A 23,791-nucleotide genomic window follows, 5' to 3' on the forward strand; every position below is an offset into this window, starting at 1 on the left:
AAAATCGCTTTAAGACATGATCTTAAGGCGTTTTGCTCTATACAGGAGGATGTAATGGAACCTTTATTTTTAGATTCGCCAATGCATGAAAAAATCTGGGGAGGTAATCGACTTAAGACAGAGTTTGGTTACGATATTCCCAGTGAACACACTGGTGAATACTGGGCAATTTCTGCCCATCCTAATGGTGTATCCTATGTCAAAAACGGAAAGTATGCTGGTTTCCACCTGGCAGAGCTTTACAAGGATAAACCAGAACTTTTTGGAAATCCCAAGACTAGTGTTTTTCCTTTGTTGACAAAGATTTTGGACGCTAATGACTGGCTCTCAGTACAAGTACACCCTGATGATGCTTATGGACTAGAGCATGAAGGTGAGCTAGGAAAGACAGAATGTTGGTATATTATTGATGCTGAAGAGGGTGCAGAGATTATTTATGGTCACAAGGCTAAGACAAAGGAAGAATTGGCGTCCTTAATTGAAGCAGGTGATTGGGACGGACTTTTGTCGAAAACTCCTGTTAAAAAAGGTGACTTTTTCTTTGTACCAAGTGGTACCATGCATGCTATTGGTCCAGGTATCCTGATCTTAGAGACTCAACAATCTAGCGATACCACTTACCGTGTCTATGATTTTGATCGTAGGGATGATCAGGGCAATAAACGTGAGCTTCATATTCAACAGTCTCTTGATGTCTTGAATCTAGGGGACCCAGAAAATAGCGTCCCAGCAACTGTTAAGACCTTGCAATTAGAGTCGACTTGTTTGACATCAAACTCCTTCTTCACCGTATATAAATGGAAACTCAGTGGCTTGGTTGACTTCAAGCAATCAGCTCCTTATTTGCTTTGTTCGGTACTTTCTGGCAATGGGACTATGACTATCGATTCACACATTTATTGTCTAAAAAAAGGTGATCACTTCATTCTGCCAAATGATGTGACAGATTGGGAAATTGATGGACAATTGGAGATGATTGTCAGTCACCCTAACGAGGCTTAAGTATGAATAATGAAAAAGTTTTAGCTGCACTATTTGAGTGTTTTGAAATCGGCAAATCCTATTATTTTGAGGGAGCTTACTATCGTCTGAAAGACTATGGCGACCACATTTTTGGCTTACAACGGGCCATTCCGGGTATGTGCGGTGAAAAAACAGCTTCCCCTAGCATCAAATTTTACTGGAAAAATGGTGTCTTGGACTATCAATTCTACGTTGATTTTGAAGCTAGTCCTATGATAATGAAGACCTATAGTAGCACCGACCATGCCTTCTTTGAGCAGGCTTTTGAAAATCTCTTGCATGATTTTGAGGATATCCTAGAGAGCCAAGAGAACTCTAAGAAGTAGTTTTAAAGCATTATTGTCGATATTTTCAGTGAATCTAATAAAAAAGTTTTCGTTTATTTGCAAATCCATTGTGAAAGCCCTTAAACTAGGGCTTTTTTCTTTGTCAATCCTTGAGTGATTTCTTGTTTAAAGGGGGCTTTTGTGGTAAAATATGGAGATAAAGACTGTCGAAAGGAAAAAAGATGGCAAATATATTACGCAAAATCATTGAAAATGATAAAGGCGAAATTAAGAAACTAGAAAAAACTGCCAAGAAAGTCGAGAGCTATGCTGATGCAATGGCGGCTCTTTCAGATGAAGAACTTCAGGCAAAAACAGAAGAATTTAAAAAACGATATCAAAACGGAGAAAGCCTAGACCAACTCTTGCCAGAGGCATTTGCAGTTGTTCGTGAAGGGGCAAAACGTGTCCTTGGACTTTTCCCATATCGTGTGCAAATCATGGGTGGTATCGTTCTTCACCATGGTGACGTCCCAGAGATGCGTACAGGGGAAGGGAAAACCTTGACTGCGACAATGCCTGTTTACCTAAATGCTATTTCAGGTGAAGGTGTGCACGTTATCACCGTTAACGAATACCTTTCAGAGCGTGATGCGACTGAAATGGGTGAGCTTTATAGTTGGCTTGGTTTGTCAGTAGGGATTAACCTTTCAGCCAAATCGCCAGCTGAAAAACGTGAAGCTTATAACTGTGACATCACTTACTCAACCAACTCAGAGGTAGGTTTCGACTATCTTCGTGATAACATGGTTGTTCGTAAGGAAAACATGGTACAACGACCATTGAACTATGCCTTGGTCGATGAGGTTGACTCAGTTCTTATCGACGAAGCTCGTACACCATTGATTGTATCAGGTCCTGTAAGTTCAGAAACTAATCAGTTATATCACCGTGCGGATGCCTTTGTTAAGACCTTGACAGAGGATGATTATGCCATTGATATTCCAACAAAAACGATTGGTTTGAATGACTCAGGTATTGACAAGGCCGAAGAATTCTTCAACTTGGACAACTTGTACGATATTGATAATGTTGCCTTGACTCACTATATTGACAACGCCCTTCGTGCCAACTACATCATGTTGCATGATATTGACTATGTGGTCAGTCCTGAGCAAGAAATTCTTATCGTTGACCAATTTACAGGTCGTACCATGGAAGGTCGTCGTTTCTCAGATGGACTCCACCAAGCCATTGAGGCAAAAGAAGGTGTACCAGTTCAAGAAGAAACGAAGACATCTGCCTCAATCACTTACCAAAATATGTTCCGTATGTATAAGAAATTGTCAGGGATGACTGGTACTGGTAAAACTGAGGAAGATGAATTCCGTGAAATTTACAACATGCGAATCATTCCGATTCCAACTAACCGTCCAATTCAACGTATTGACCACGATGACCTTCTTTACCCTACCTTGGATGCTAAATTCCGTGCAGTGGTACAAGATGTTAAACGTCGTTATGAAAAAGGACAGCCAGTCCTTGTTGGTACGGTTGCCGTTGAAACATCTGACTTGATTTCTAAGATGTTGGTTGAAGCAGGTATTCCTCATGAAGTGCTTAATGCCAAGAACCACGAAAAAGAAGCGCATATTATCATGAATGCGGGTCAACGTGGTGCCGTTACGATTGCGACCAACATGGCCGGTCGTGGTACCGACATCAAACTTGGTGAAGGTGTTCTTGACCTTGGTGGACTCTGTGTCATTGGTACAGAGCGTCACGAAAGCCGTCGTATCGATAACCAGTTGCGTGGTCGTGCGGGACGTCAAGGGGACCCAGGGGAATCTCAATTCTACCTTTCACTTGAAGACGAATTGATGCGTCGTTTCGGTTCTGATCGTATCAAACAAGTCTTGGAACGTTTGAATGCTGATGATGAAGATATTGTTATCAAATCACGTATGTTGACACGCCAAGTGGAAGCGGCTCAAAAACGTGTCGAAGGAAATAACTACGATACTCGTAAACAAGTCCTTCAGTACGATGACGTTATGCGTGAACAACGTGAAATCATCTACGCTGAGCGTTATGATGTTATCACAGCGGAACGTGACCTTGAACCTGAGATTAAGGCTATGATTAGGCGTACGATTAACCGTACGGTAGATGGTCACAGCCGCAATGATCAAGAGGAAGCTCTTAAAGGTATTTTGAACTTTGCTCGTCAGGCCTTGGTTCCTGAGAATGCCATCTCACTTGAAGATTTACAAGAAGTGGGAGAGGTAACGAAACGTAGTGTTAATTATGACGCTATTAAAGTTTACTTGAATGAGTTAGCAGATGATGTTTATGATCGTCAAATCAAGAAATTGCGTTCAGAGGAAGCTATCCGTGAATTCCAAAAAGTCTTGATTTTGATGGTTGTTGATAACAAGTGGACGGACCACATCGATGCCCTAGATCAATTACGTAATGCCGTTGGTTTGCGTGGTTATGCACAAAACAACCCAATCGTTGAGTATCAATCTGAAGGGTTCAAGATGTTCCAAGATATGATTGGGGCAATTGAATATGATGTGACACGTACAATGATGAAAGCACAAATTCATGAGCAATCTCGTGAAAATGTGAATGAACGTGTTTCGACAACAGCAACAGGCAATATCCAGGCCCACCAAGCAGATGCTAATGGTCAAGAAATTGACTTTAGTAAGGTTGGTCGTAATGACTTCTGTCCATGTGGCTCTGGTAAGAAATTTAAAAATTGTCACGGTCGTAAACAATTTTAGGAAAAAATAGGTAATTATTATGGTTTTTAAAGCAGTAAGTGAAAAAATTGATTTTGATGCAGTTAAAGAATCAACTACATTAACAGGTGAAGCCCTTGCCAAGAAACAAGCTCGTGATAAAGAGCTTGAAGCAATCATCAAGGGTGAAGACGACCGTACGCTTTTGGTTATCGGTCCATGTTCATCTGATAATGAAGAAGCTGTTCTTGATTATGCTCACCGTTTGGCTAAACTTCAAGAAGAAGTTAAAGATAAAGTCTTTATGGTTATGCGTGTCTATACAGCTAAACCTCGTACAAATGGTGATGGCTATAAAGGACTTGTACACCAACCTGATGCTGAAGGGAAACCAAACCTAATTAACGGTATCAAGGCTGTGCGTAACCTTCACTACCGTGTTATCACTGAAACTGGTATCACAACTGCTGACGAAATGCTTTACCCAGAAAATCTTCCTTTGGTAGATGACCTTGTGTCATACATTGCCGTTGGTGCACGTTCTGTAGAAGACCAACAACACCGTTTTGTTGCGTCAGGTATTGATGTTCCAACTGGTATGAAGAATCCAACATCAGGGAACCTTAACGTGATGTTTAACGGTATCTACGCCGCACAAAACAAACAAAACTTCCTCTTTAACGGTGAAGAAGTTGAAACTCCAGGGAACCCATTGGCACACGTTATTCTTCGTGGTTCAACGAATGAATATGGTAAAAACGTGCCTAACTTCTACTATGATGATGTTCTTGAAACAATCGAACACTATGAACAAATGGGCCTTGAAAATCCATTCATCGTTATTGATACAAACCATGATAACTCAGGTAAACGTTACTTGGAACAAATCCGTATCGTTCGTCAAACCTTGATTAACCGTGATTGGAATGAAAAAATCAACAAAGTGGCACGTGGTTTCATGATTGAATCTTACCTTGAAGATGGCCGTCAAGATGCGCCAGATGTCTATGGTAAATCAATCACTGACCCATGTCTTGGTTGGGATAAGACAGAAGAATTGATTCGTGAAATCCACGATACTTTGTCAAAATAATAAGGTAACAGAAACCATATATGGGGAGTGAACCGTTTGGATGACCAAGCGGTTCGCTCTCTTTTCACAAAGAGAGGGAAATAGATGGGAATTCATCAAAATAGTCCGCTGATTGATGTAGCGGAAGTAAGGAAATTGCATGCTCTTACGGGAGACGCACTAGTAACTAAACAGGCTAATGATGAGGCCTTGGCAAAAATTATCAAGGGTGAGGACAAACGTATTCTCTTGGTTATTGGTCCATGTTCATCTGATAATGAAGAAGCCGTTCTTGACTATGCTCACCGTTTGGCCAAACTTCAGGAAGAAGTGAAGGACAAAATCTTTATTGTTATGCGTGTTTATACAGCTAAACCACGTACTAATGGGGACGGTTATAAGGGGCTTATCCACCAGCCAGATGCAGAGGGTGATGTAGACCTTCTTGCTGGGGTTAAGGCGGTTCGCCACCTTCAGTCACGTATTATTACTGAAACAGGCCTTCCAATCGCTGACGAGATGCTTTATCCGTCAAATCTTTCCTTCTTTGATGATCTGCTTAGCTATCACGCTATTGGAGCACGTTCTGTCGAGGACCAAGAACACCGCTTTGTAGCTTCAGGTATTGATGTGCCAATTGGCTTGAAGAACCCAACGTCAGGGAATTTGAATGTCATGTTTAATGGTATCTATGCGGCGCAGAACCAACAGCATTTCCTTTACAATGGTGCTGAAGTTAAAACAGATGGTAACCCACTCGCTCACGCTATCCTGCGTGGTGCCAACAATGAAAATGGTCAGAACATTGTCAACTACCATTACGAGGACTTGGTTAAGGCTTTGGACAAGTATAGTGCATTTAATTTGGAAAACCCATTTATTCTTGTTGATACAAACCATGATAACTCAGGTAAAAACTTCATGGAACAAGTTCGCATTGTGCGTGAAGTCCTTCTTAACCGTGAGTGGGATGAGCGTATCGCGGATACCGTGCGTGGCTTTATGATTGAGTCTTACCTTGAGGATGGTCGTCAAGACACACCTGAAGTTTATGGTAAATCAATTACAGATCCATGTCTTGGTTGGGCTAAGACAGATAGCCTTATTCGTGAAATCCACAATCGACTTTCGTTATAATTATGATTTTTGGACATGGTATAGACTTGCAGGAAATTTCAGCTGTAAAAAAGGCTTATGACCGCAATCCACGCTTTGCAAAAAAGGTATTGACACCAAAAGAGTGGGAGCGTTTTGAATCCCTTTCTGGTAATCGTCAGATGTCCTATTTAGCAGGGCGCTGGGCCGGTAAGGAAGCATTTTCAAAGGCTTGGGGTACTGGTATTGGAGCAGTCGGCTTTAAGGATATTGAAATATTGACCAATGACAAGGGAGCTCCAGTGGTGACCCAATCACCTTTTGAAGGCAAGGTTTTTATCTCGATTTCCCATAGCGGTGATTTTGTTCAGGCAAGTGTCATTTTAGAAAAAAACTAAGAGATAGATGTTGGAAGAGGATAGCTTATGATTTCAAGTTTACATCGACCAACCTTGGCAAAGGTTGATCTATCAGCAATTTCAGAAAATATTGAACAAGTGGTTAGTCACATCCCTAAACAGGTAAAGACTTTTGCAGTTGTTAAGGCCAATGCTTATGGTCATGGCGCTGTCGAAGTGGCCAAGCATGTATCTAAGCAGGTGGATGGTTTTTGTGTTTCCAACCTAGACGAGGCGCTTGAACTTCGTCAAGCTGGCTTAGAACAACCGATACTTATTTTAGGAGTCGTCTTGCCAGACGAGGTTCCTTTGGCTATTCAAGAAAACATCACTCTGACGGTAGCTTCGCTTGAGTGGTTGGAAATGGCTAAGAATCAAGGGCTTGATTTAACTGGTTTGACCTGCCATATTAAGATTGATTCAGGTATGGGCCGTATTGGGGTGCGTAACCAAGAGGATGCGGTTAGCTTGATTGCTGGTCTGAAATCACTTGGTGCGGATGTCGAAGGTATTTTTACCCATTTTGCAACGGCTGATGAGGCAGATGATAGTAAATTCAAGCGTCAATTAGCCTTCTTCACGGATTTGGTTAATAACTTGGTGGACCGTCCTCGCTTGGTACACGCTAGCAACTCTGCGACGAGTATCTGGCATGCAGAAACAGTCTTTAATGCGGTACGTCTGGGTGTTGTTATCTATGGTCTCAATCCTAGTGGCAGTGCTTTAGACCTTCCATATAGGATTCGTCCTGCTTTAAGTTTGGAGACTGCACTTGTTCATGTTAAGACCCTGCCAGCAGGTCAAGATGTAGGTTATGGTGCAACCTATACGACGACAGCTGATGAGGTTATTGGAACCATTCCGATTGGCTATGCGGATGGTTGGACTAGAGATTTACAAGGTTTCCATGTTATTGTGGATGGACAGCTTTGTCCTATTGTTGGGCGTGTGTCTATGGATCAGATTACCGTTCGTCTTCCTAAGGTTTATCCCCTAGGAACTCCTGTCACTCTTATGGGTGAAAATGGTGGAGCAAGCATTACTGCGACAGAGGTGGCTGAAAAACGTGGCACTATCAACTACGAAGTTCTTTGTTTACTTAGTGACCGTGTACCTCGTAGCTATGACTAATATCAATAAAAAGAGAAATCCAGTTTGATGCTGGATTTTTTGGTTTTAGTGAAGACCATTTTCATGTGTTATAATAGCTGATAAGGCTTCCTTTTTCACGGGAAGAAGAACACGATAGAAATGATAGAGGATATGATTCAACAAGATTCACCAATTGCGGATTTGAAAGGCTTTGGGCCTAAGTCCGCTGAAAAATTTACCAAATTAGATTTATACACGGTTGGGGACCTCTTGCTTTATTTTCCTTTCCGATATGAGGATTTTAAGAGTAAGTCTATCTTTGAACTGATGGATGGCGAAAAGGCTGTTATTACGGGAACAGTGGTGACACCTGCCAATGTGCAGTATTATGGCTTTAAACGGAATCGTCTGAGTTTTAAAATCAAGCAAGGAGAGGCTGTGATTGCCATTAGTTTCTTCAACCAACCTTATCTTGTGGATAAGATTGAGATGGGGGCAGAAGTGGCTATTTTTGGCAAATGGGACCAGAAGAAGTCTGCTGTGACTGGTATGAAAGTCCTGGCTCAAGTTGAGGACGATATGCAGCCAGTCTACCATGTGGCCCAGGGTGTTAGTCAGGCCCAACTGATAAAGGCCATAAAGGCAGCTTTTGATAGTGGGGCCCTTAATTTGTTGGAGGAAAATCTCCCTCAGGTGCTGCTGGACAAGTACCGTCTCATGAGACGTCAAGAGGCTGTGCGTGCCATGCATTTTCCGAAAGATTTGGCTGAATATAAGCAGGCTCTACGTAGGACCAAGTTTGAGGAGCTCTTTTATTTCCAAATGAATTTACAGGTGCTGAAGGCTGAAAATAAGTCCGAAACCAATGGTCTAGCAATTGCTTACGATGAAGCCAAAATCAAAGCCAAAATTGCAGCATTACCATTCCCCTTAACTGAGGCCCAACAGCGTAGTTTATCGGAAATCCTAGTTGATATGAAATCTGGGGCTCATATGAACCGTCTCTTGCAAGGAGATGTGGGCTCAGGGAAAACAGTTATCGCTAGCTTGGCTATGTATGGGGCCTATACGGCAGGATTTCAGTCTGCCCTCATGGTACCGACGGAAATCTTAGCAGAGCAGCATTATCAGAGTTTACAGGGGCTTTTTCCTGAGTTAGAGGTAGTGCTCCTAACTTCTGGAATGAAGGCGGCGGATAAGAAAGTAGCCCTTTCCAAAATCGAGTCTGGGGAGGCTCAAATGATTGTGGGAACCCACTCGTTGATTCAAGATGCAGTGACTTATCATAGTCTTGGGCTAGTCATTACTGATGAACAGCACCGTTTTGGGGTTAATCAACGTCGTATTTTCCGTGAGAAGGGTGACAATCCTGATGTCCTCATGATGACAGCGACCCCTATTCCTAGGACTTTGGCGATCACTGCCTTTGGGGAGATGGATGTATCTATCATTGACCAGATGCCAGCTGGACGTAAGCCCATTATTACCCGTTGGGTTAAACATGAGCAACTAGATACCGTACTGACTTGGATTAAGGGGGAGTTGGAAAAAGATGCTCAGGTCTATTTTATTTCTCCTCTGATTGAAGAGTCTGAGGCTCTTGATTTGAAAAATGCGGTAGCCCTTCATCAGGAACTCACAGATTTCTTTGGCGATTCAGCGACAGTAGCTCTGATGCACGGTCGTATGAAAAATGATGAAAAAGACCAAATTATGCAAGATTTCAAGGACAGAAAATCTCAGATTTTAGTATCAACTACAGTTATCGAAGTAGGGGTTAACGTGCCAAATGCTACAGTTATGGTCATTATGGATGCAGATCGTTTTGGACTTAGCCAGCTTCACCAGCTTCGAGGGCGTGTAGGTCGTGGCGACAAGCAGTCCTACTGTGTTTTGGTGGCTAATCCTAAAAATGATACTGGTAAAAAACGCATGCAGGCCATGTGTGAGACCACGGATGGCTTTGTTCTAGCTGAGGAGGATCTTAAAATGCGTGGCTCAGGTGAAATCTTTGGGACACGTCAGTCAGGTATTCCTGAATTTCAGGTGGCCGATATTGTGGAAGACTACAATATCTTAGAGGAAGCCAGACGGGTGGCTAGCCAAATTGTATCTGACCCTAACTGGCGAGAGAGTCCTGAATGGCAGGTGCTAGGAGCACATTTGAGAAGCCAAGGCGAGTTTGATTGAGGAGGAAACTAATGAACAAAAGACGGTTAAATCTCGATTTTTTTGCTATCTTGCACCCCTTATTTCTTATGATGTTAGGTCTTATATTTTATTTTTTCGCCTTCATCTTGATTTGGTTTATTACCGAATTGACAAAGCTGATAGAAGGAAAGACAGACTTTCATACCCTATATCTTTATTCACTTCTTATCTCTCTAGCTTGTTCGGTATTACTGATTATGTACGTCGCGGGTCTTATAGCTCAACTGATTATCCATATACAGCATCAAAAGGAAAGGACGCTTTTGCCAGTTTGGTGCATGCTTACAGCTGTACTGATGCTTGTGCCCCTATTCGAAGATTTTAGTATCTTAGGCTCGTCCTGGAATTTTAAAGGGTATTTTCTTTCCATAGTTGCCTACATTGCCTATCTCTTTACAAAGCTACCCAAGGTTATTGAAAGTTACCGCTATCATGCGACAATTCGCTATGCCGTTTGGGTGGCTCTGGTCTTGGGAATTATTTTATCCATGCTTTAGACAGAAAAACTCTCAGTAAACTCACTGAGAGTTTTAAGTTCCCTTCAAGCTTATTACAAGCTTTCTTTAAGTTAGGCAACCTATAATAAAACCATCAAAACGAGATAGGTTTTGATAATAAAACGTTTTGGCTAGGCCAAACCATTCCTAAAAAGGAGGACAAAACAATGACAGTAAAAATTAAAGTAACCTACAACCGAAATTTCCAGAAGCATCCTCAAGACTTTAAGGTTTATCAAAACTAGTATTGATGCTAGGAAGAGGCTAAATTTACCCATATTCTACAACTTTCATCCCTCATTTTCCAAAATCCCTTTTTCCTTTTTTTCATAACGTAGAATCCCTCTTCTTAAACTCATAAAAAGTCTAGACGGAAGCTTGACCAGTCTAGGCGATTAACATAAGTAAGCTAACCAGTTGAGATTTTCTTGACTGGTTTTTATTTTTTGAAATTTAGATAAAAAATATCGAAAAACGATAAAAATGTGTTGACAAGGAGAAATAAAGAGTGTAATATATAGTTATCGATAAACGATAATAAGTTTTCGATAAAGATAATCTTATTCGCGAAAAAGAGAAATTATTTACTAAAACTATTTAACAAAGGAAAAACTTATCATGAAAACACTTAAACCAATCATCAACGCTCTTCTTATTCTTCTTATGGCAAGTTACGGTCTTGCAATGCTTGCTTTACTTATCCTTCCTTTTGTGGATGTGACTAATCTTTTCCCAGGTGCTGAGGTTCATTACCTTTCTGGTTGGGGTTACTGGCTGGTCGCAGAGCTACAATTTGCCTTCTATCTTGCCTTGATTTGTCTTCTTCGTAAAGAGCTAAAAGACTTTACTTGGAAGGCACTTTGGACAGAAGATTTCTCTCTCTTCTTGAAAAAGGCTGCTCTCTTAACCTTTGTGCCATCAGCCTTGAATATCTTCTTGCAGTTGGGAACGACTAATCACCTTGTAATGGACTTCAGCACATCAGTCTGGCTTCTCTTGGTCTCTCTAGCTTGTGATGCTGTCCGTCTTCGTAAGGGACAAACAGCTGTCAAATAATTGAATGTATCTTAGTTGAAAAGTAGTAAAATCTTATCTATAAACTAGTATTTTATATTGATATTCGATATAATTGATACTGTTAATAGTTAGCTGCTGATTTAGTATAAGGTCAAGGGCTCCTAGAGGCACCTTGGCTTTCTCTAGTCTATACTCCCAAAAAATCAAAATGTATTTACAATCGAGGTAACACATGACAACTATCTTATTCTATTTTTTAATCGTCCTAGCCTTGGCTGGCTCTAGTTATTATGGTTGGAAATCGGCTAAAAGTGCTAAAAATCGTCAAGAAACGCAAGAACAGAAACGTCTGCGTAGTGTTCTCCTGTTCGTTAATGTCCTCCTTTTTGCGGGTTTTTTAAGTCTTGTTATTACTATTCTTAATGATGCCTTTATCCTGACTGGTCATGAAGGACTCTTACAACAAGGTTTGCGTATGCTTCTCGGATCGGGAGTTACCGTGAAAAGTAGTAGCACTAGTCTGACGCTTTTTGCAGCAACCATTGATTTCCTTCGTATGGTAGTTAACATAGGTTTCTTGTTGTGCCTACGTGCCTTTCTGATTAACCTTTATCGTTCTGATATTTTCATCGCTAAAAATGCTAAGTTGGTTCGTTGGTCAGCGCATTTGCTAGTTCTTGGGGCTTTTATCAATAATGGTATCTTTACATTTGGAACTGGCAACCAGAGTTATAGTTTCTTTAACATCAGTTATTTGCTAGTTAGCTTTGTCCTCTATGCTGTCGCTATGATTTTGACTAAGGCTAATGCCATTGCTGAGGAAAATGAGTATACGATTTAGGAGGGGCTTATGATTATTGTCAATTTGGACGTTGAACTTGCCAAGAAGAAGATGCGCTCGGGTGAGCTGGCAGAACGGATTGGTATTACCCCAGCCAATCTCTCGGTTCTTAAGACAGGCAAGGCCAAGGCAATCCGTTTTACAACTCTAGATGCTATTTGTAAGGAGTTAGATTGCCAACCAGGAGATATTCTTGAATATAGATCAGATGAAGAAAACTAAAAGCCTGAAGCAGTTCAGTCACCTTTCTAGTGACTATGCTTCAAGCTTTTTTTATTTTTTCTTCAACCATGCGACTAGGGCTAGACTGGCTAATAGTGTCATAGAACATATCAAGTTGATTTTTTGAGAGTATCATCGTTTTATAAGTCTATGTACTCATTTAGATCTATTATTTCATCAAATTGTTGGTTAATTCTATCGGTGTCTACATGTGTGATGTAAATAATTAATTTACTCGTTTGTAAAAGGCGATTCTCTATTTTTGATAAGGTTTCAAGGTCAATACCAGAAGAAAATTCGTCTAAAAATAAGATATCCGTCTTCATCAATAAGGCTCTTGCCAAAGCAACTCTCTTGGCTTCTCCACCTGAAAGTTTTATGGCATCATTTGAAAGCATTAACTCTAAAGACTCTCTATTAGCCCACTTAGATAATTCTACAAATTTCAATGTCTCAAACAGTTCCTCTTCTGAAACATTCTCAGAAAATAGAGTGAGATTATCACGAAGTTTTGCATTGAACATATGGGGGTGTTGGGGTACATAAGCTACATTATCAAAGATACTACTTTCTTTGATTCTTTTAACATCAATACCATTAATTTTAACTGTTCCTGTATAATCGTTATACTCTCGTAGGATTGCTTTTAATAGCGTGGTTTTACCTGTCCCACTCTTTCCTTTTAATAGATACTTCTTATGTTTATAAAACTGCCCATTAAAAGGTATAGCTTCCGAATTATTTTTAAAACGAAAATTATCAAATGAAATAACTTCAATATGTTCCAGAGTATTAAGATTTTCATCTACTACTTGAAATTCACTAGAAAGAGTCTCTATAGTTTTCTTACCACTAATGAATTTAGCTAACAAATCAGAAGAAGCATATATTGGGTAAGAAATCCTGACTAATAATTGTGAGAATGCTATTAAACTCCCTAATGTCAGTTGACTATTTATAATTAATAGTCCCCCAATAATCCAACTACCAAAATAAAGAACATTTGAAAACAGCTGATTTAAACTAACAACAATATATTGAGATTTTTCAACATTTGTTTGGCGTTTAAGTAACTTTAAAGTTTGAATATCAAAGACTCTATTAATGTCGAAACTCTTGTTTGCAATTTTCCAATCAGGTATACCTTCGATGAGATCTTGAATAGCTGATACTGAAGTATTAGTAGTTTCAATTAACTCTTCTTGTTTCTTTTCTAAAGGAGTTTTAAAGAGTACAGCTACAAAAAGATTTGGTAGGCTTAAAAGCAGAGTTAAAGCTGCTAATAAAGGATTAAGGTAGAGAGAAACAATTATGGCAATAATTAATTGGCAGATTAAGTAGCCACCCCAGTATACGGAATAAAAATAATTAAATTCAATTTGATCTATTTGAGTAGTTAATGAGGCTAGAAGTTTGTCATTTTTATTTCCTGTGAGTAACTCTAAAGGTGTTTTCTGAATACCTTGGAAAATAACATTCCTATAAGCATATGCAGACTTCTTACTAATGATTGCTGTTAGTGATTGTTGAAAATAGTAGATAAGTGTTTGAATCAACAAGAACACAACTACAAAAATAGATGTAACAACATAGCGACCCACTCCAAGTTTGATAGAGTCAATGATTAGTTGCATCAAATAGGCTTCACTTACCATTGCAATAGACAATAAGATAGTAAGTATTGAATATACTAGGATATCTTTTTTAACAACTTTATAAACAGATTTCATTAGTCTCTCCTTGGTTATAGATACTGCAATATTATCACCGTAGCTTATGCGTGTCAATATAATGTATTGTTATTTTATTCGAAAATATATAATATAAGTATATACAAAAGGCTTGAAACATGCTGAAAAAGCATCTCTCAAGCCTTTTGTATTATTATAGAGTATAGTTAGTTGAATGTTTTTGATATGTAATGTTCAACTCTTAAAGCCATTTCCTTATTGTCATCTAGGTGCTTGTAAATATAGAGAGCATTATCAAAATATTCTTTAGCTTCATTTTGATCAGAAAAATCTTCACAAATGTTACCTAACAATAGATACAAATCTGCAAGTAAATAAGTCGATTTGAACTCTTTACATAATTTTATAGTTAGAGATAGTTTTTTTATGGCCTCTTCAGTTTTACTCTGGAGCCATAAGTAGCGTCCTAAATTGTAATTGAACTTAATGGCTAATTCTAACTCTTCTATTGTTACTAGACTCAGTTGCTCAACTCTTACAGATAAATCATTTTCAATTTCCTTAAAACGATCCAAGTTCTTTGTCTCATAATAGAAATTAAATAGACTATTTAAAATTTGAAGATAGTGTATATCAGTCTCCTTAAGTTGCTTGATAGCTTTTTCTAACCTAGAAATTCCTTCTTCTTTTTGGTTATAAAAGTAAAAGTCGAGTAGCGAGGCAATCCATTCCATATATATCTTGTCTGAAAGTGGTAGACGATGTGAAGTTTCTTTTTCTAACTCATAGATATAATTTAAAGACTCATAATCTCTCTGCGTAATAAACGTTTTTGATAACTTTTTGAAATTATTGAGCTTGTTACTGTCACTTGAAATTTGTTCATCAAAGAAATAATCCATACTGACATTTAATTTTCTAGATAACTCATGAAGAAGCACTGAACCGGGAATATATTCCCCATTCTCGAGGCGACTAATTTGTCCTTGTTTGCAGATTCCTTCTGCTAACTCTTTTTGTGACATCTTCAATTCTTTTCTTCTGTTCTTTATTCTAGATGCTAGTAATGTGCTCATAGTTATCCCTTTCTCAGCTAATAGGCACTATCTATTTTATCACTAAATATAATAAAAAATTAAACAAGAATACATATTTGAATATTATAGTAAAAAACCTGAAGCAGTTCAGTCACCTTTCTGGTGACCATGCTTCAAGCTTTTTTTATTTTTTCTTCAACCATGCGACCAGGGCTAGACTGGCTAGCACGGTACCACAGACCATGGCGATATGTGTTTTTGAGATGGTTAGTTCATAGTGGAAATCTTTATTTTCCAATTTATCGGTTGCTTCAATGCTAAGTTTCATGTCTTATCCCTCGATATAATCTTTCATTTCTTGGCCTTTTAGTCCGGCACTGAGTGCGATGAGGAGTTTGAGGCGTGCCTTTGGTGCATTGAGTTCTTTAACAAACATTACGCCAGCTTCTTGGAGTTTGACCCCACCCCCTTCATAGGCGTAGACAGGTTCGGCGATACCGTTGAAACAGCGGGAGACGAGCACAACAGGGACTCCTTTGTCCATAAGCTTTGTGATTTCTCCTGCAGCTAGTGGTGGGAGGTTTCCAGCACCCAGGGCTTCGATGACGACACCGTCAATCTTCTCAGGATCCAGGAGACTGATGATACCATCTCCGATACCCATCCCAGCATAGGCCTTGATGATTGGTACTGTTCCTGTGATTTGTTCCAAGTCAAAGCGAACCCGAGGCTCAGCAGTTTTGAACCAGAGGATATCATGCTTCATGATGATACCTAGTGGACCATGAGTTGGTGTGTGGAAGGTTGCCACGTTTGTGGTATGGGTCTTAGTCACATACTTGGCTGCATGGATTTCATCATTCATCACGACGAGGATTCCTTTGTCGGCGGCCTTGTCGTCGCTAGCAACACGTAGGGCTGAGAGATAGTTATAGACCCCGTCGCTACCTAGTTCGTTCGACGAACGCATGGCACCAGTTAGAACGATTGGAATCTCAGGGACGGCCATGGTATCTAGAAAGTAGGCTGTTTCTTCCAGGGTATCTGTCCCATGAGTGATGACCACACCATCATATTGACCAGCTGTTTCCTTGATTTTTTTGTAAATATCCAGCATGTGGTAGGGTGTGATATGTGGGCTTGGGATATTAAGAAAATCGAGAACGGTTAGTTCTAAATTATCTAAATCAAGTCCCACATGGTTCATGGGATTATCAGCGTTTTGGCTGACCCTGCCATCATTATCCGCTGACATGGAAATGGTCCCTCCAGTGTGAAGGACTAGGATTTTTTTTATCATTTATACTACTCACTATCATATTTATGTTATAATTTATTTTAGCATAAAATGTTAGAAGGAGGGGAGCTCTGTGGCCATTAAAGCAGTCTTTTTTGATATTGATGGGACTTTTCTAAATGACCGAAAACGCGTGTCTAGTTCAACCAAAAAAGCCATCAGTCAAATGAAGGAAGATGGTATCTTAGTTGGTTTGGCAACAGGTCGTGGTCCAGGATTTGTCCAGCCTTTCATGGACAATCTGGGTCTGGATTTTGCAGTCACTTATAACGGTCAGTATATTTTGACTCACGACAAGGTCCTTTATCAAAACCAGCTCCCTAAATCAACAGTCTACAACTTGATTCGCTATGCCACCAAGCACCGTAGAGAGATTTCTCTAGGGACTAGTACAGGTCTTGTTGGTTCCAATATTATCAGTATGGGGACGAGTAAGTTTGGACAAATCGTCAGCCGTATTGTCCCTAAGTCCTGGGCTAAGATGGTGGAGCGTAGTTTCAAGTCTTTGATTCGTCGTTTCAAGCCACAAAGCATTGAAACCCTTAAAACTATCATGCGTGAGCCTATTTATCAGGTGGTTATGGTAGCGACGGTGGGCGAAACACAAGATATTGAAGAAAAATTTCCTCATGTGAAGATTACCCGCTCAAGTCCTTACTCAGCCGATATTATTTCAGCGGATCAATCTAAGTTGAAAGGTATCGCTCATCTAGGTGAGGTTTTTGGTTTCGAACTCAGTGAGGTTATGGCCTTTGGGGATTCGGAAAATGACCTAGAAATGCTGTCTGGCGTTGGCGTTGGTGTTGCCATGGGAAATGGTGAAGACGAACTGAAAGACCAGGCTACCCATGTCACTGATACTAATAACCAGAATGGGATTGCCAAAGCCTTGTCACACTACGGTTTGATTCACTTTGAAACAGAGAATTCATTTACCAGTGATGATGGCAACTTCAACAAGGTTAAGGATTTCCACCATTTGATGGATGGCTCAACTAACGACATGCCTCGTGTTTACGGTATCGAGAAAGCTGGTCACCGTGCGGACTTCAAGTTGGAAGAAATCGTCGAATTTCTTTATGCTTCATCAGGTGGGGACAAGCGTGTCTTTGGTCAGGCTGTTCTGGATTTGCATGCTGCTCTTGATAAGGCAGCCCTCAAAGTTAGTTCTAAAGAGCACTCAGAGTCAACGATGGTTGGTCAGGTGGATGCTTTGACTGACTTGCTTTACTTGACCTATGGTTCATTTGTCCTTATGGGGGTCGATCCTAAGCCTTTCTTTGATACGGTTCATGAGGCTAATATGGGGAAAATTTTCCCCGATGGAAAGGCTCACTTTGATCCCGTGACCCACAAAATTCTTAAACCAAGTGACTGGGAAGAGCGATTTGCACCAGAACCACACATTAAACGAGAGCTGGATCGTCAGATTCAAAAATCTCTACAAAGAAGTAAATAGAAAATATAAAGGTTTGGACAGTTTGCTCCAAGCCTTTTTCTAATAAAAATGACATTTATTAATGTATTTATTTGTGATAAAATAAAGACATTCTATGTATTTTTAAGGAGATTATTATGACTAAAGCAGATTGGTTAGACTTTTTTGAAGCCATCAATGGTCGTTCAGCGACTGAAGAAGAAATTGCAGCAGCACTTGCAGCTGGTGAGTTCCAAGATGACGCACCAGCAGTAGAAACTGCCCCAACACAAGAAGCGCCAGTGCAACCAGCTTTCGCTAGTGCCCAAGAAACACCAGCCCAAGAGGCTCAACCACAGCCAACTTTCGCTGGTGCCCAAGAAGCGCAACCACAGCCGACTTTTGCGAGTGCACAAGACGCACAAGCGCAAGCTCCTTTTGCAACTGCTCAGGCAGCACAACCACAACCAACCTTTGCGGGTGCTCAAACTGCACCAGTACAAGGAGTGCCAAATCAAGCGGCCCAACCACAAGCTGGTTTTGCGAATGCTCAAGCTGGTCAACAAGCAGCTTTTGCTAACGGTCAACCTCTTCAACCAGGTCAAAACGTTCAATTTATCAACGGTCAAGCCGTAGTTGTTCCAGCACAACCATCAGCATTTGGGACAACTTTCAAAAACTACTGGACATGGTTGCTTAATGCATGGCGTCGTCCAGCTGACATGACAGATTATGGTAAACACAATGGTTGGCTTAACTATATCTTCTTGTCACTCTTCACTGGACTTGCCTTCTTTGCAATCTTGAGCGCTATGGCACGTAAATTTGTTAGCCCAGTTGTATCAACAACAAACGCATTGTCTAGTATGTTTGGTTCTTACGGAACAGATAGTTACTCATCTTCATTTTCAAGTCATACATCTAGCATTGGTTTTGGAGCTTTCTTTGCAAGTATCCTAGCTGCCTTCCTCTTTATCTTTGCCTTTATCTTGGCAGGTTTTGTGACACGTAAGGCCATCTTCCGTGACCCTGAGACTACTTTCTTGAATAGCTTTGACCGTTTTGGTCGTTTGACATCATTAGCCTTGCCAATCTTGCTTGTAACAATCTTGTTGGGAGCTATTGGACTTGTTGCCTTCCCAGGATTCTTGTTCTATGTTGTTTACTTCTTATTTGCCATTGCTAATCTATTTACAATTGTTCCTGTAACAACAGCGTGGAAGGCTGATAAGTTCTATCAAATGATTTTGGCAGCACTTTTGAATGGTGTGATTTTGTCAATCTTGTTTGCAATCGTATTTGCTATCATGTCATCATTTACAGTAGGTCTTCTATTCTAAGTAAACCTCTGACGATTTTTGAAAAAGCAAGTTTATAGGAGTCTTTATGGCAACAAAAGAAAAGTGGATTGATTTATTTGAAAAGGCAGTTGGTCGTCCGCCCCATGCTTTGGAGATTGAAGAAGGCCAGAAAGCAGACTTTGACTTAAAGGCTATTAAAGGCATTTCGGCAATGGGCTTGGACCAAGCAGCCACTCCTTCTGAACCAACAGAAGAAGTTGATGAGTATGACGTTGCCGAGGAAGTGTTTGAAGATGTACCGCTTGGTGATGAAGAGGAAACGACTCCTTTAGAAACTGAGGAGCTTTCACCAGTACCTCAAGCAGATCAAGGTCAAACTGAAGAGAATTCAGAGGCCGCTTCTAAAGAAGCACAAGCCATCTGGATGAAGGCTTTTAAAACCTATGTTGGACGTCAACCTCTTCCTGAGGAATTCCTACTTGGTAAGTCTTCAGGTTATGATGTGTCAACCATCCATCAGTTTATCTCAGATGGTAAGGCTGCGAAACCAGCCAAGCCAGCCATGGCTAAAGGGAAGAAAATCTTGATTATTGCTGGTGTTGTTGCAGCAGTCTTGGCACTTGCTGGTTACGGCTTTGGTTCTTACTACTACTCACGTGGTCAAGTAGCAGAGCGTTATGAAGCAGCAGCTAAGAAGAGCTTTAAAGATAGCTTGGAATACCAAGTATGGTCTGATACTAAAAAGGAAATTAAAACATCCGAAGTCAAGTACACAGACACTAAAAGTACACAAGCCTATAGCAAGAGCCAACTCCTGTCTGGCGAACGTATGCAAAAGGTTGGACGTCAGTTCCTTATTTTTCCTAAGTGGAGAGTCGTGGTAGATCCTGGAACGGTTGATTTAACCGTTAATACAGCTGATTTGAATGTGACTATTAACGGGGTTTCTTATGCTACTACAGATGGCAATAACTACACGGCTAAATTGAACCATCTCTATCCAGGAACTTACAATTTTGTGGCTTCTGGTAAGGTCAATGACCAAGATATCACTGTCTCATCTGAGGAAAATGTGACCTCTAAAACAGAAGTCAACCTTTCTGTAGAGTATCTTAGCTTTACCGTTAAGTCTAATCTTAAGGACGGAGACCTCTACGTTGGTGGTACCAAAGTTGGAACCCTTAACTCAGGGAAACTAGATGTTAACAAGGTAGCAGTAGCAGGTTCATCAGCTGTTTATGTTAAGAAGAATTTCGAAGATGGTAGCTCTATTAAAACAGAGACATTGTCTATTAAGAAAATCTCTGAAGGCCAAACGGTTACTCTTGATGCTGATGGTGTTCTTGACCGTGATACGGCAGATCGTCTTTTGACCGCTGCTTACGGTAAATTTGGTAGCTACGCATCTAATCACAACATGACACCAGATGGTGTATCCGATATTTTCCTTAATGGTACTGATGATACCATGTATAAGGATGTAACGGCTGATATTGATAAAAATACTACAGGTGCTAAAAACCGTGCTGCTGATAGTATTACTTTCTCGGACGTTGACGTCACAGAAGTCGTTCAGACTGGTGAGAAGACCTTCAAGGTGACCTTCACAGCCGTTTATGATTTCTACTATGGTTATGATTCGAAATTCAAGTCATCAGGAGATATCAAAGATAAAATCTCATGGTCATGTAATGTAGAATATGTTGGTGATGATAGTGACTCTAGCAGCAATGGTTCTAACTACAGCGACTACCGTATCAATGGCAAGGCTGGCGAATCACAAAATGTGAGTCGTGAAAATACTGTGAAATAGTAGATGCTTTCTCATAGAGCTAGTCATTGTTGAACTGATTACAAATAGGAGGTTAGTCCTCCAGACTAAAAAATGAAGAACTTGGCAATTGCCAGGTTCTTTTGTTTGTCTGTTATTACCTCTTAGGGGCTAAACCGTGCCACTTACCTAAAAGGCCTTGTTTTGTGTAAAGCAGTTGTTATAATGGAAGCATCAAAAGGACAGGAAAGGAGTATTATGAAAGTTAGAATCGAATTGGACCCATCCATGGATGAGCCTGAAATCTTGATTCGAGCTCCTCGGTTAACACAGGAATTGGCCCAGCTCCAAGAATCTATTCTAAAGCAAAAGTTAGTTCCTTTAGCCTTTTACAAGGATCGAAGCGAATATTTTCTGGATTTGGCAAATATTCTCTTTTTTGAAACAGACGGGGAAAAGATTTTTGGACATACCAAGGATGAGGCCTATGAGGTGAAGCAAAAGCTCTACGAATTAGAAGAGTTGCTCCCGATTGCCTTTTGTCGGATTTCCAAATCGACGATTGTTAATGCTAAGCAGATTTATTCTTTAGAGAAGTCTTTTTCGGGGACTAGTACGGTGAATTTCTATCAGACCCACAAGCAGGTCCATGTATCAAGACGCTACTATCAAGTTTTAAAAGAACGACTAAACGAAATGAGGTAAGATAATGAGAAAGAAATTAATTGGGATCCTCTTGATCCTTTTGGCAGCTTTGGTAATTGTACAAGACTATTTTATAAAATGGGAAATTAGTATTTGGATGTTGGCCTGGGTAGTCTTATTGGCAATTTTGTCCCTTTCTAGTCTTTTGAAGCGACATTTTGGTCTTGGTTTCGCCTATGGCATTGTGGCTCTATTTTCACTTAATGGACAGTTCCATTTTCTTCCAGTATCTAATTCGGTCCTTATCTTTTCTTCCATTCTTGCAGTTATTGGCTTGAACATTCTCTTCAATCCTTCTAGTAAAACAAAGAATCGCTTTGGACTGGGTTCTACTGGTTCAGACGCTAATAATGGTGGAAATGATATTGATGTCACTTTTTCAGTAGTGACCAAATATCTCAATGACCAGCAATTTACGCATGGGAGTGCGGAAGTTAGTTTAGGACAGGCTTCCGTTTATTTTGATAATTGCCGTATTGAGGGGCCATCTGCCCAGTTTGATGTGGACGTTTCTCTTGGAAGTCTTAGCCTCTATGTGCCCAGTGATTGGCGGGTACATGTGAATGTGGATAACTCTCTTTCAGCTGTACAGCATGAGGAAAATCCTAGCAACTTAACTAACAAGGACTTCTACATCAAAGGTGATGTTTCCTTGGGTAATTTAGAAATTATTTATGTTGGTGAGAATGCGATTGATTAAGTTAGTGGAGGGAACCTCTGATTAATATAATACCTATTGTTTTATCTCATCTCCTGTGATAAGATAGGCTCAATCTATTTTCAGGAGGGACAAGACATGGTTTCTACTATTGGTATTATAAGTTTATCTAGTGGGATTATCGGTGAAGACTTTGTCAAGCACGAAGTGGACTTGGGTATTCAACGTCTCAAGGACCTCGGACTCAAACCTGTCTTTTTGCCCCATTCACTAAAAGGATTAGACTTTATCAAAGAACACCCTGAAGCTCGTGCAGAGGATTTGATTCATGCCTTTTCTGATGATAGCATCGACATGATTCTATGCGCCATCGGTGGGGACGATACCTATCGCTTGCTACCCTACCTCTTTGAAAATGACCAACTACAAAAGGTTATCAAACCAAAGATTTTTCTCGGTTTCTCGGATACAACCATGAACCACCTCATGTTGCATAAACTAGGAATCAATACTTTTTACGGTCAATCATTTCTAGCAGACATTTGTGAGTTAGACAAAGAAATGTTGCCATATAGCCTCCACTACTTTAAAGAATTGATTGAGACTGGAAAAATCTCAGAAATTCGACCTAGTAACGTTTGGTATGAGGAACGGACTGATTTTAGTCCCAAAGCTTTGGGAACACCTCGTGTCAGCCATGCAAATACAGGTTTTGACTTGTTACAAGGAACTGCCCAGTTCGAGGGGGAAATTCTCGGCGGTTGCCTCGAATCCCTCTACGATATCTTTGACAACTCTCTACACGCAGATAGCACAGACCTCTGCCAAAAATACAAACTTTTCCCTGACTTATCCGACTGGGAAGGAAAGATTCTATTGCTAGAAACAAGTGAAGAAAAGCCTGAACCTGATGATTTCAAAAAAATGTTGCAAACTTTAAAAGAAACTAGGATATTTGAGGTCATCAGTGGACTCCTGGTTGGGAAACCTATGGATGAAACCTTCTATGACGACTATAAGGAAGCTTTAATGGACATCATTGATAGCAATATCCCAATTGTCTATAATCTGAATGTCGGACACGCAACTCCAAGAGCCATTGTTCCCTTCGGAGTCCACGCGTATGTAGATGCAAAGAAGCAAGTCATCCACTTTGACTATAACAAAGAAAGCTGAGATAAGACTCTCAGCTTTTTTTAGAAAGTAGGAGTATCTTAGTTGCTATAAAGCATGACACTTTAAGTGGATAATACTCCTGTATTTCTAAGTTCATCCAGTCTATCAGATTGATTGATACTCAAGGGGAGTGGGGCAAGGAACAATTTTTAAAAAGTTGTTCGGTCCTACTCCCTTTTTTCCTATTTTATAGTCTCTTTATTTGTGATAATATAGTATAGTGAAAAAAACTAGACTGGAATAACTTTACTCTT

General features: G+C 40.2%; 22 protein-coding genes. 18 read left to right on the forward strand and 4 right to left on the reverse strand.

Features of this window, described 5'->3' with window-relative positions:
• Nucleotides 1-54 precede the first annotated feature (54 nt).
• From manA to AX663_RS01805, 12 genes are all read left to right on the forward strand, one after another.
• Entirely contained in the window at nt 55-1,002 is a 948-nt protein-coding gene (manA, locus tag AX663_RS01750; protein WP_002891822.1) for a mannose-6-phosphate isomerase, class I, read from the forward strand.
• A 2-nt stretch (nt 1,003-1,004) separates the two neighbouring features.
• Nucleotides 1,005-1,349, forward strand: coding sequence for a hypothetical protein (locus AX663_RS01755; RefSeq protein ID WP_002891820.1), 345 nt, complete (start codon nt 1,005-1,007; stop codon nt 1,347-1,349).
• A 182-nt stretch (nt 1,350-1,531) separates the two neighbouring features.
• Complete coding sequence (secA, locus tag AX663_RS01760) at nt 1,532-4,081, forward strand: preprotein translocase subunit SecA (RefSeq protein ID WP_049545353.1); 2,550 nt, start codon at nt 1,532-1,534, stop codon at nt 4,079-4,081.
• Between the two features lie 19 nt (nt 4,082-4,100).
• On the forward strand, nt 4,101-5,132 hold the full coding sequence (locus tag AX663_RS01765; RefSeq protein ID WP_002891816.1) for a 3-deoxy-7-phosphoheptulonate synthase: 1,032 nt from the start codon (nt 4,101-4,103) through the stop codon (nt 5,130-5,132).
• A gap of 84 nt (nt 5,133-5,216) precedes the next feature.
• Nucleotides 5,217-6,248: a 3-deoxy-7-phosphoheptulonate synthase gene (locus AX663_RS01770; protein ID WP_060972522.1), complete on the forward strand. Its 1,032-nt coding sequence runs from the start codon at nt 5,217-5,219 to the stop codon at nt 6,246-6,248.
• A 2-nt stretch (nt 6,249-6,250) separates the two neighbouring features.
• On the forward strand, nt 6,251-6,604 hold the full coding sequence (gene acpS / locus AX663_RS01775) for a holo-ACP synthase (protein ID WP_002891813.1): 354 nt from the start codon (nt 6,251-6,253) through the stop codon (nt 6,602-6,604).
• A 27-nt stretch (nt 6,605-6,631) separates the two neighbouring features.
• Nucleotides 6,632-7,735, forward strand: a complete 1,104-nt coding sequence (alr, locus tag AX663_RS01780) for an alanine racemase (protein ID WP_060972523.1) — start codon at nt 6,632-6,634, stop codon at nt 7,733-7,735.
• A gap of 132 nt (nt 7,736-7,867) precedes the next feature.
• The gene (recG, locus tag AX663_RS01785) at nt 7,868-9,886 is read left to right on the forward strand and encodes an ATP-dependent DNA helicase RecG (RefSeq protein ID WP_060972673.1); all 2,019 of its coding nucleotides are present in this window, start codon (nt 7,868-7,870) and stop codon (nt 9,884-9,886) included.
• An 11-nt stretch (nt 9,887-9,897) separates the two neighbouring features.
• On the forward strand, nt 9,898-10,404 hold the full coding sequence (locus tag AX663_RS01790) for a hypothetical protein (protein ID WP_060972524.1): 507 nt from the start codon (nt 9,898-9,900) through the stop codon (nt 10,402-10,404).
• Between the two features lie 618 nt (nt 10,405-11,022).
• The gene (locus tag AX663_RS01795; protein WP_060972525.1) at nt 11,023-11,460 is read left to right on the forward strand and encodes a hypothetical protein; all 438 of its coding nucleotides are present in this window, start codon (nt 11,023-11,025) and stop codon (nt 11,458-11,460) included.
• A 193-nt stretch (nt 11,461-11,653) separates the two neighbouring features.
• The gene (locus AX663_RS01800; RefSeq protein WP_060971686.1) at nt 11,654-12,262 is read left to right on the forward strand and encodes a DUF2975 domain-containing protein; all 609 of its coding nucleotides are present in this window, start codon (nt 11,654-11,656) and stop codon (nt 12,260-12,262) included.
• 9 nt (nt 12,263-12,271) lie between these two features.
• Complete coding sequence (locus AX663_RS01805; protein WP_022496194.1) at nt 12,272-12,484, forward strand: helix-turn-helix domain-containing protein; 213 nt, start codon at nt 12,272-12,274, stop codon at nt 12,482-12,484.
• A gap of 140 nt (nt 12,485-12,624) precedes the next feature.
• Here AX663_RS01805 and AX663_RS01810 read toward each other — a convergent pair whose 3' ends face one another.
• The 4 genes from AX663_RS01810 to AX663_RS01820 all read right to left on the reverse strand — a co-directional run bounded on the left by AX663_RS01810 (nt 12,625) and on the right by AX663_RS01820 (nt 16,509).
• A complete protein-coding gene (locus AX663_RS01810; RefSeq protein ID WP_060972526.1) occupies nt 12,625-14,214 on the reverse strand; it encodes an ATP-binding cassette domain-containing protein in 1,590 nt (529 codons plus the stop codon).
• Between the two features lie 167 nt (nt 14,215-14,381).
• Nucleotides 14,382-15,251: a helix-turn-helix domain-containing protein gene (locus AX663_RS01815; protein ID WP_060972527.1), complete on the reverse strand. Its 870-nt coding sequence runs from the start codon at nt 15,249-15,251 to the stop codon at nt 14,382-14,384.
• A gap of 145 nt (nt 15,252-15,396) precedes the next feature.
• Entirely contained in the window at nt 15,397-15,540 is a 144-nt protein-coding gene (locus tag AX663_RS10720; RefSeq protein WP_171966960.1) for a hypothetical protein, read from the reverse strand.
• Nucleotides 15,541-15,543: 3 nt separating this feature from the next.
• Nucleotides 15,544-16,509 carry an asparaginase gene (locus AX663_RS01820; RefSeq protein ID WP_060972674.1) on the reverse strand — a complete coding sequence of 322 codons (966 nt, stop codon included), beginning with the start codon at nt 16,507-16,509 and terminating at the stop codon, nt 15,544-15,546.
• 73 nt (nt 16,510-16,582) lie between these two features.
• On the opposite strand from AX663_RS01820, the gene AX663_RS01825 reads away from it, so the two are divergent.
• The 6 genes from AX663_RS01825 (at nt 16,583) to AX663_RS01850 (ending at nt 23,537) form a co-directional block, all read left to right on the forward strand.
• A complete protein-coding gene (locus AX663_RS01825; protein ID WP_060972528.1) occupies nt 16,583-17,968 on the forward strand; it encodes a Cof-type HAD-IIB family hydrolase in 1,386 nt (461 codons plus the stop codon).
• A gap of 116 nt (nt 17,969-18,084) precedes the next feature.
• Nucleotides 18,085-19,266 (forward strand): DUF6574 domain-containing protein, encoded by a 1,182-nt coding sequence (locus tag AX663_RS01830; protein ID WP_060972529.1) that lies wholly within the window; start codon nt 18,085-18,087, stop codon nt 19,264-19,266.
• 46 nt (nt 19,267-19,312) lie between these two features.
• The gene (locus AX663_RS01835) at nt 19,313-21,040 is read left to right on the forward strand and encodes a zinc ribbon domain-containing protein (protein ID WP_060972530.1); all 1,728 of its coding nucleotides are present in this window, start codon (nt 19,313-19,315) and stop codon (nt 21,038-21,040) included.
• A gap of 216 nt (nt 21,041-21,256) precedes the next feature.
• A complete protein-coding gene (locus AX663_RS01840; protein ID WP_037598460.1) occupies nt 21,257-21,703 on the forward strand; it encodes a LytTR family DNA-binding domain-containing protein in 447 nt (148 codons plus the stop codon).
• A gap of 4 nt (nt 21,704-21,707) precedes the next feature.
• On the forward strand, nt 21,708-22,403 hold the full coding sequence (locus AX663_RS01845) for a hypothetical protein (protein ID WP_060972531.1): 696 nt from the start codon (nt 21,708-21,710) through the stop codon (nt 22,401-22,403).
• A gap of 96 nt (nt 22,404-22,499) precedes the next feature.
• Nucleotides 22,500-23,537, forward strand: a complete 1,038-nt coding sequence (locus AX663_RS01850; RefSeq protein WP_060972532.1) for a S66 family peptidase — start codon at nt 22,500-22,502, stop codon at nt 23,535-23,537.
• The last annotated feature ends 254 nt before the right edge of the window (nt 23,538-23,791 follow it).

Source organism: Streptococcus sp. CCH8-H5 (assembly GCF_001556505.1).
Classification (GTDB): domain Bacteria; phylum Bacillota; class Bacilli; order Lactobacillales; family Streptococcaceae; genus Streptococcus.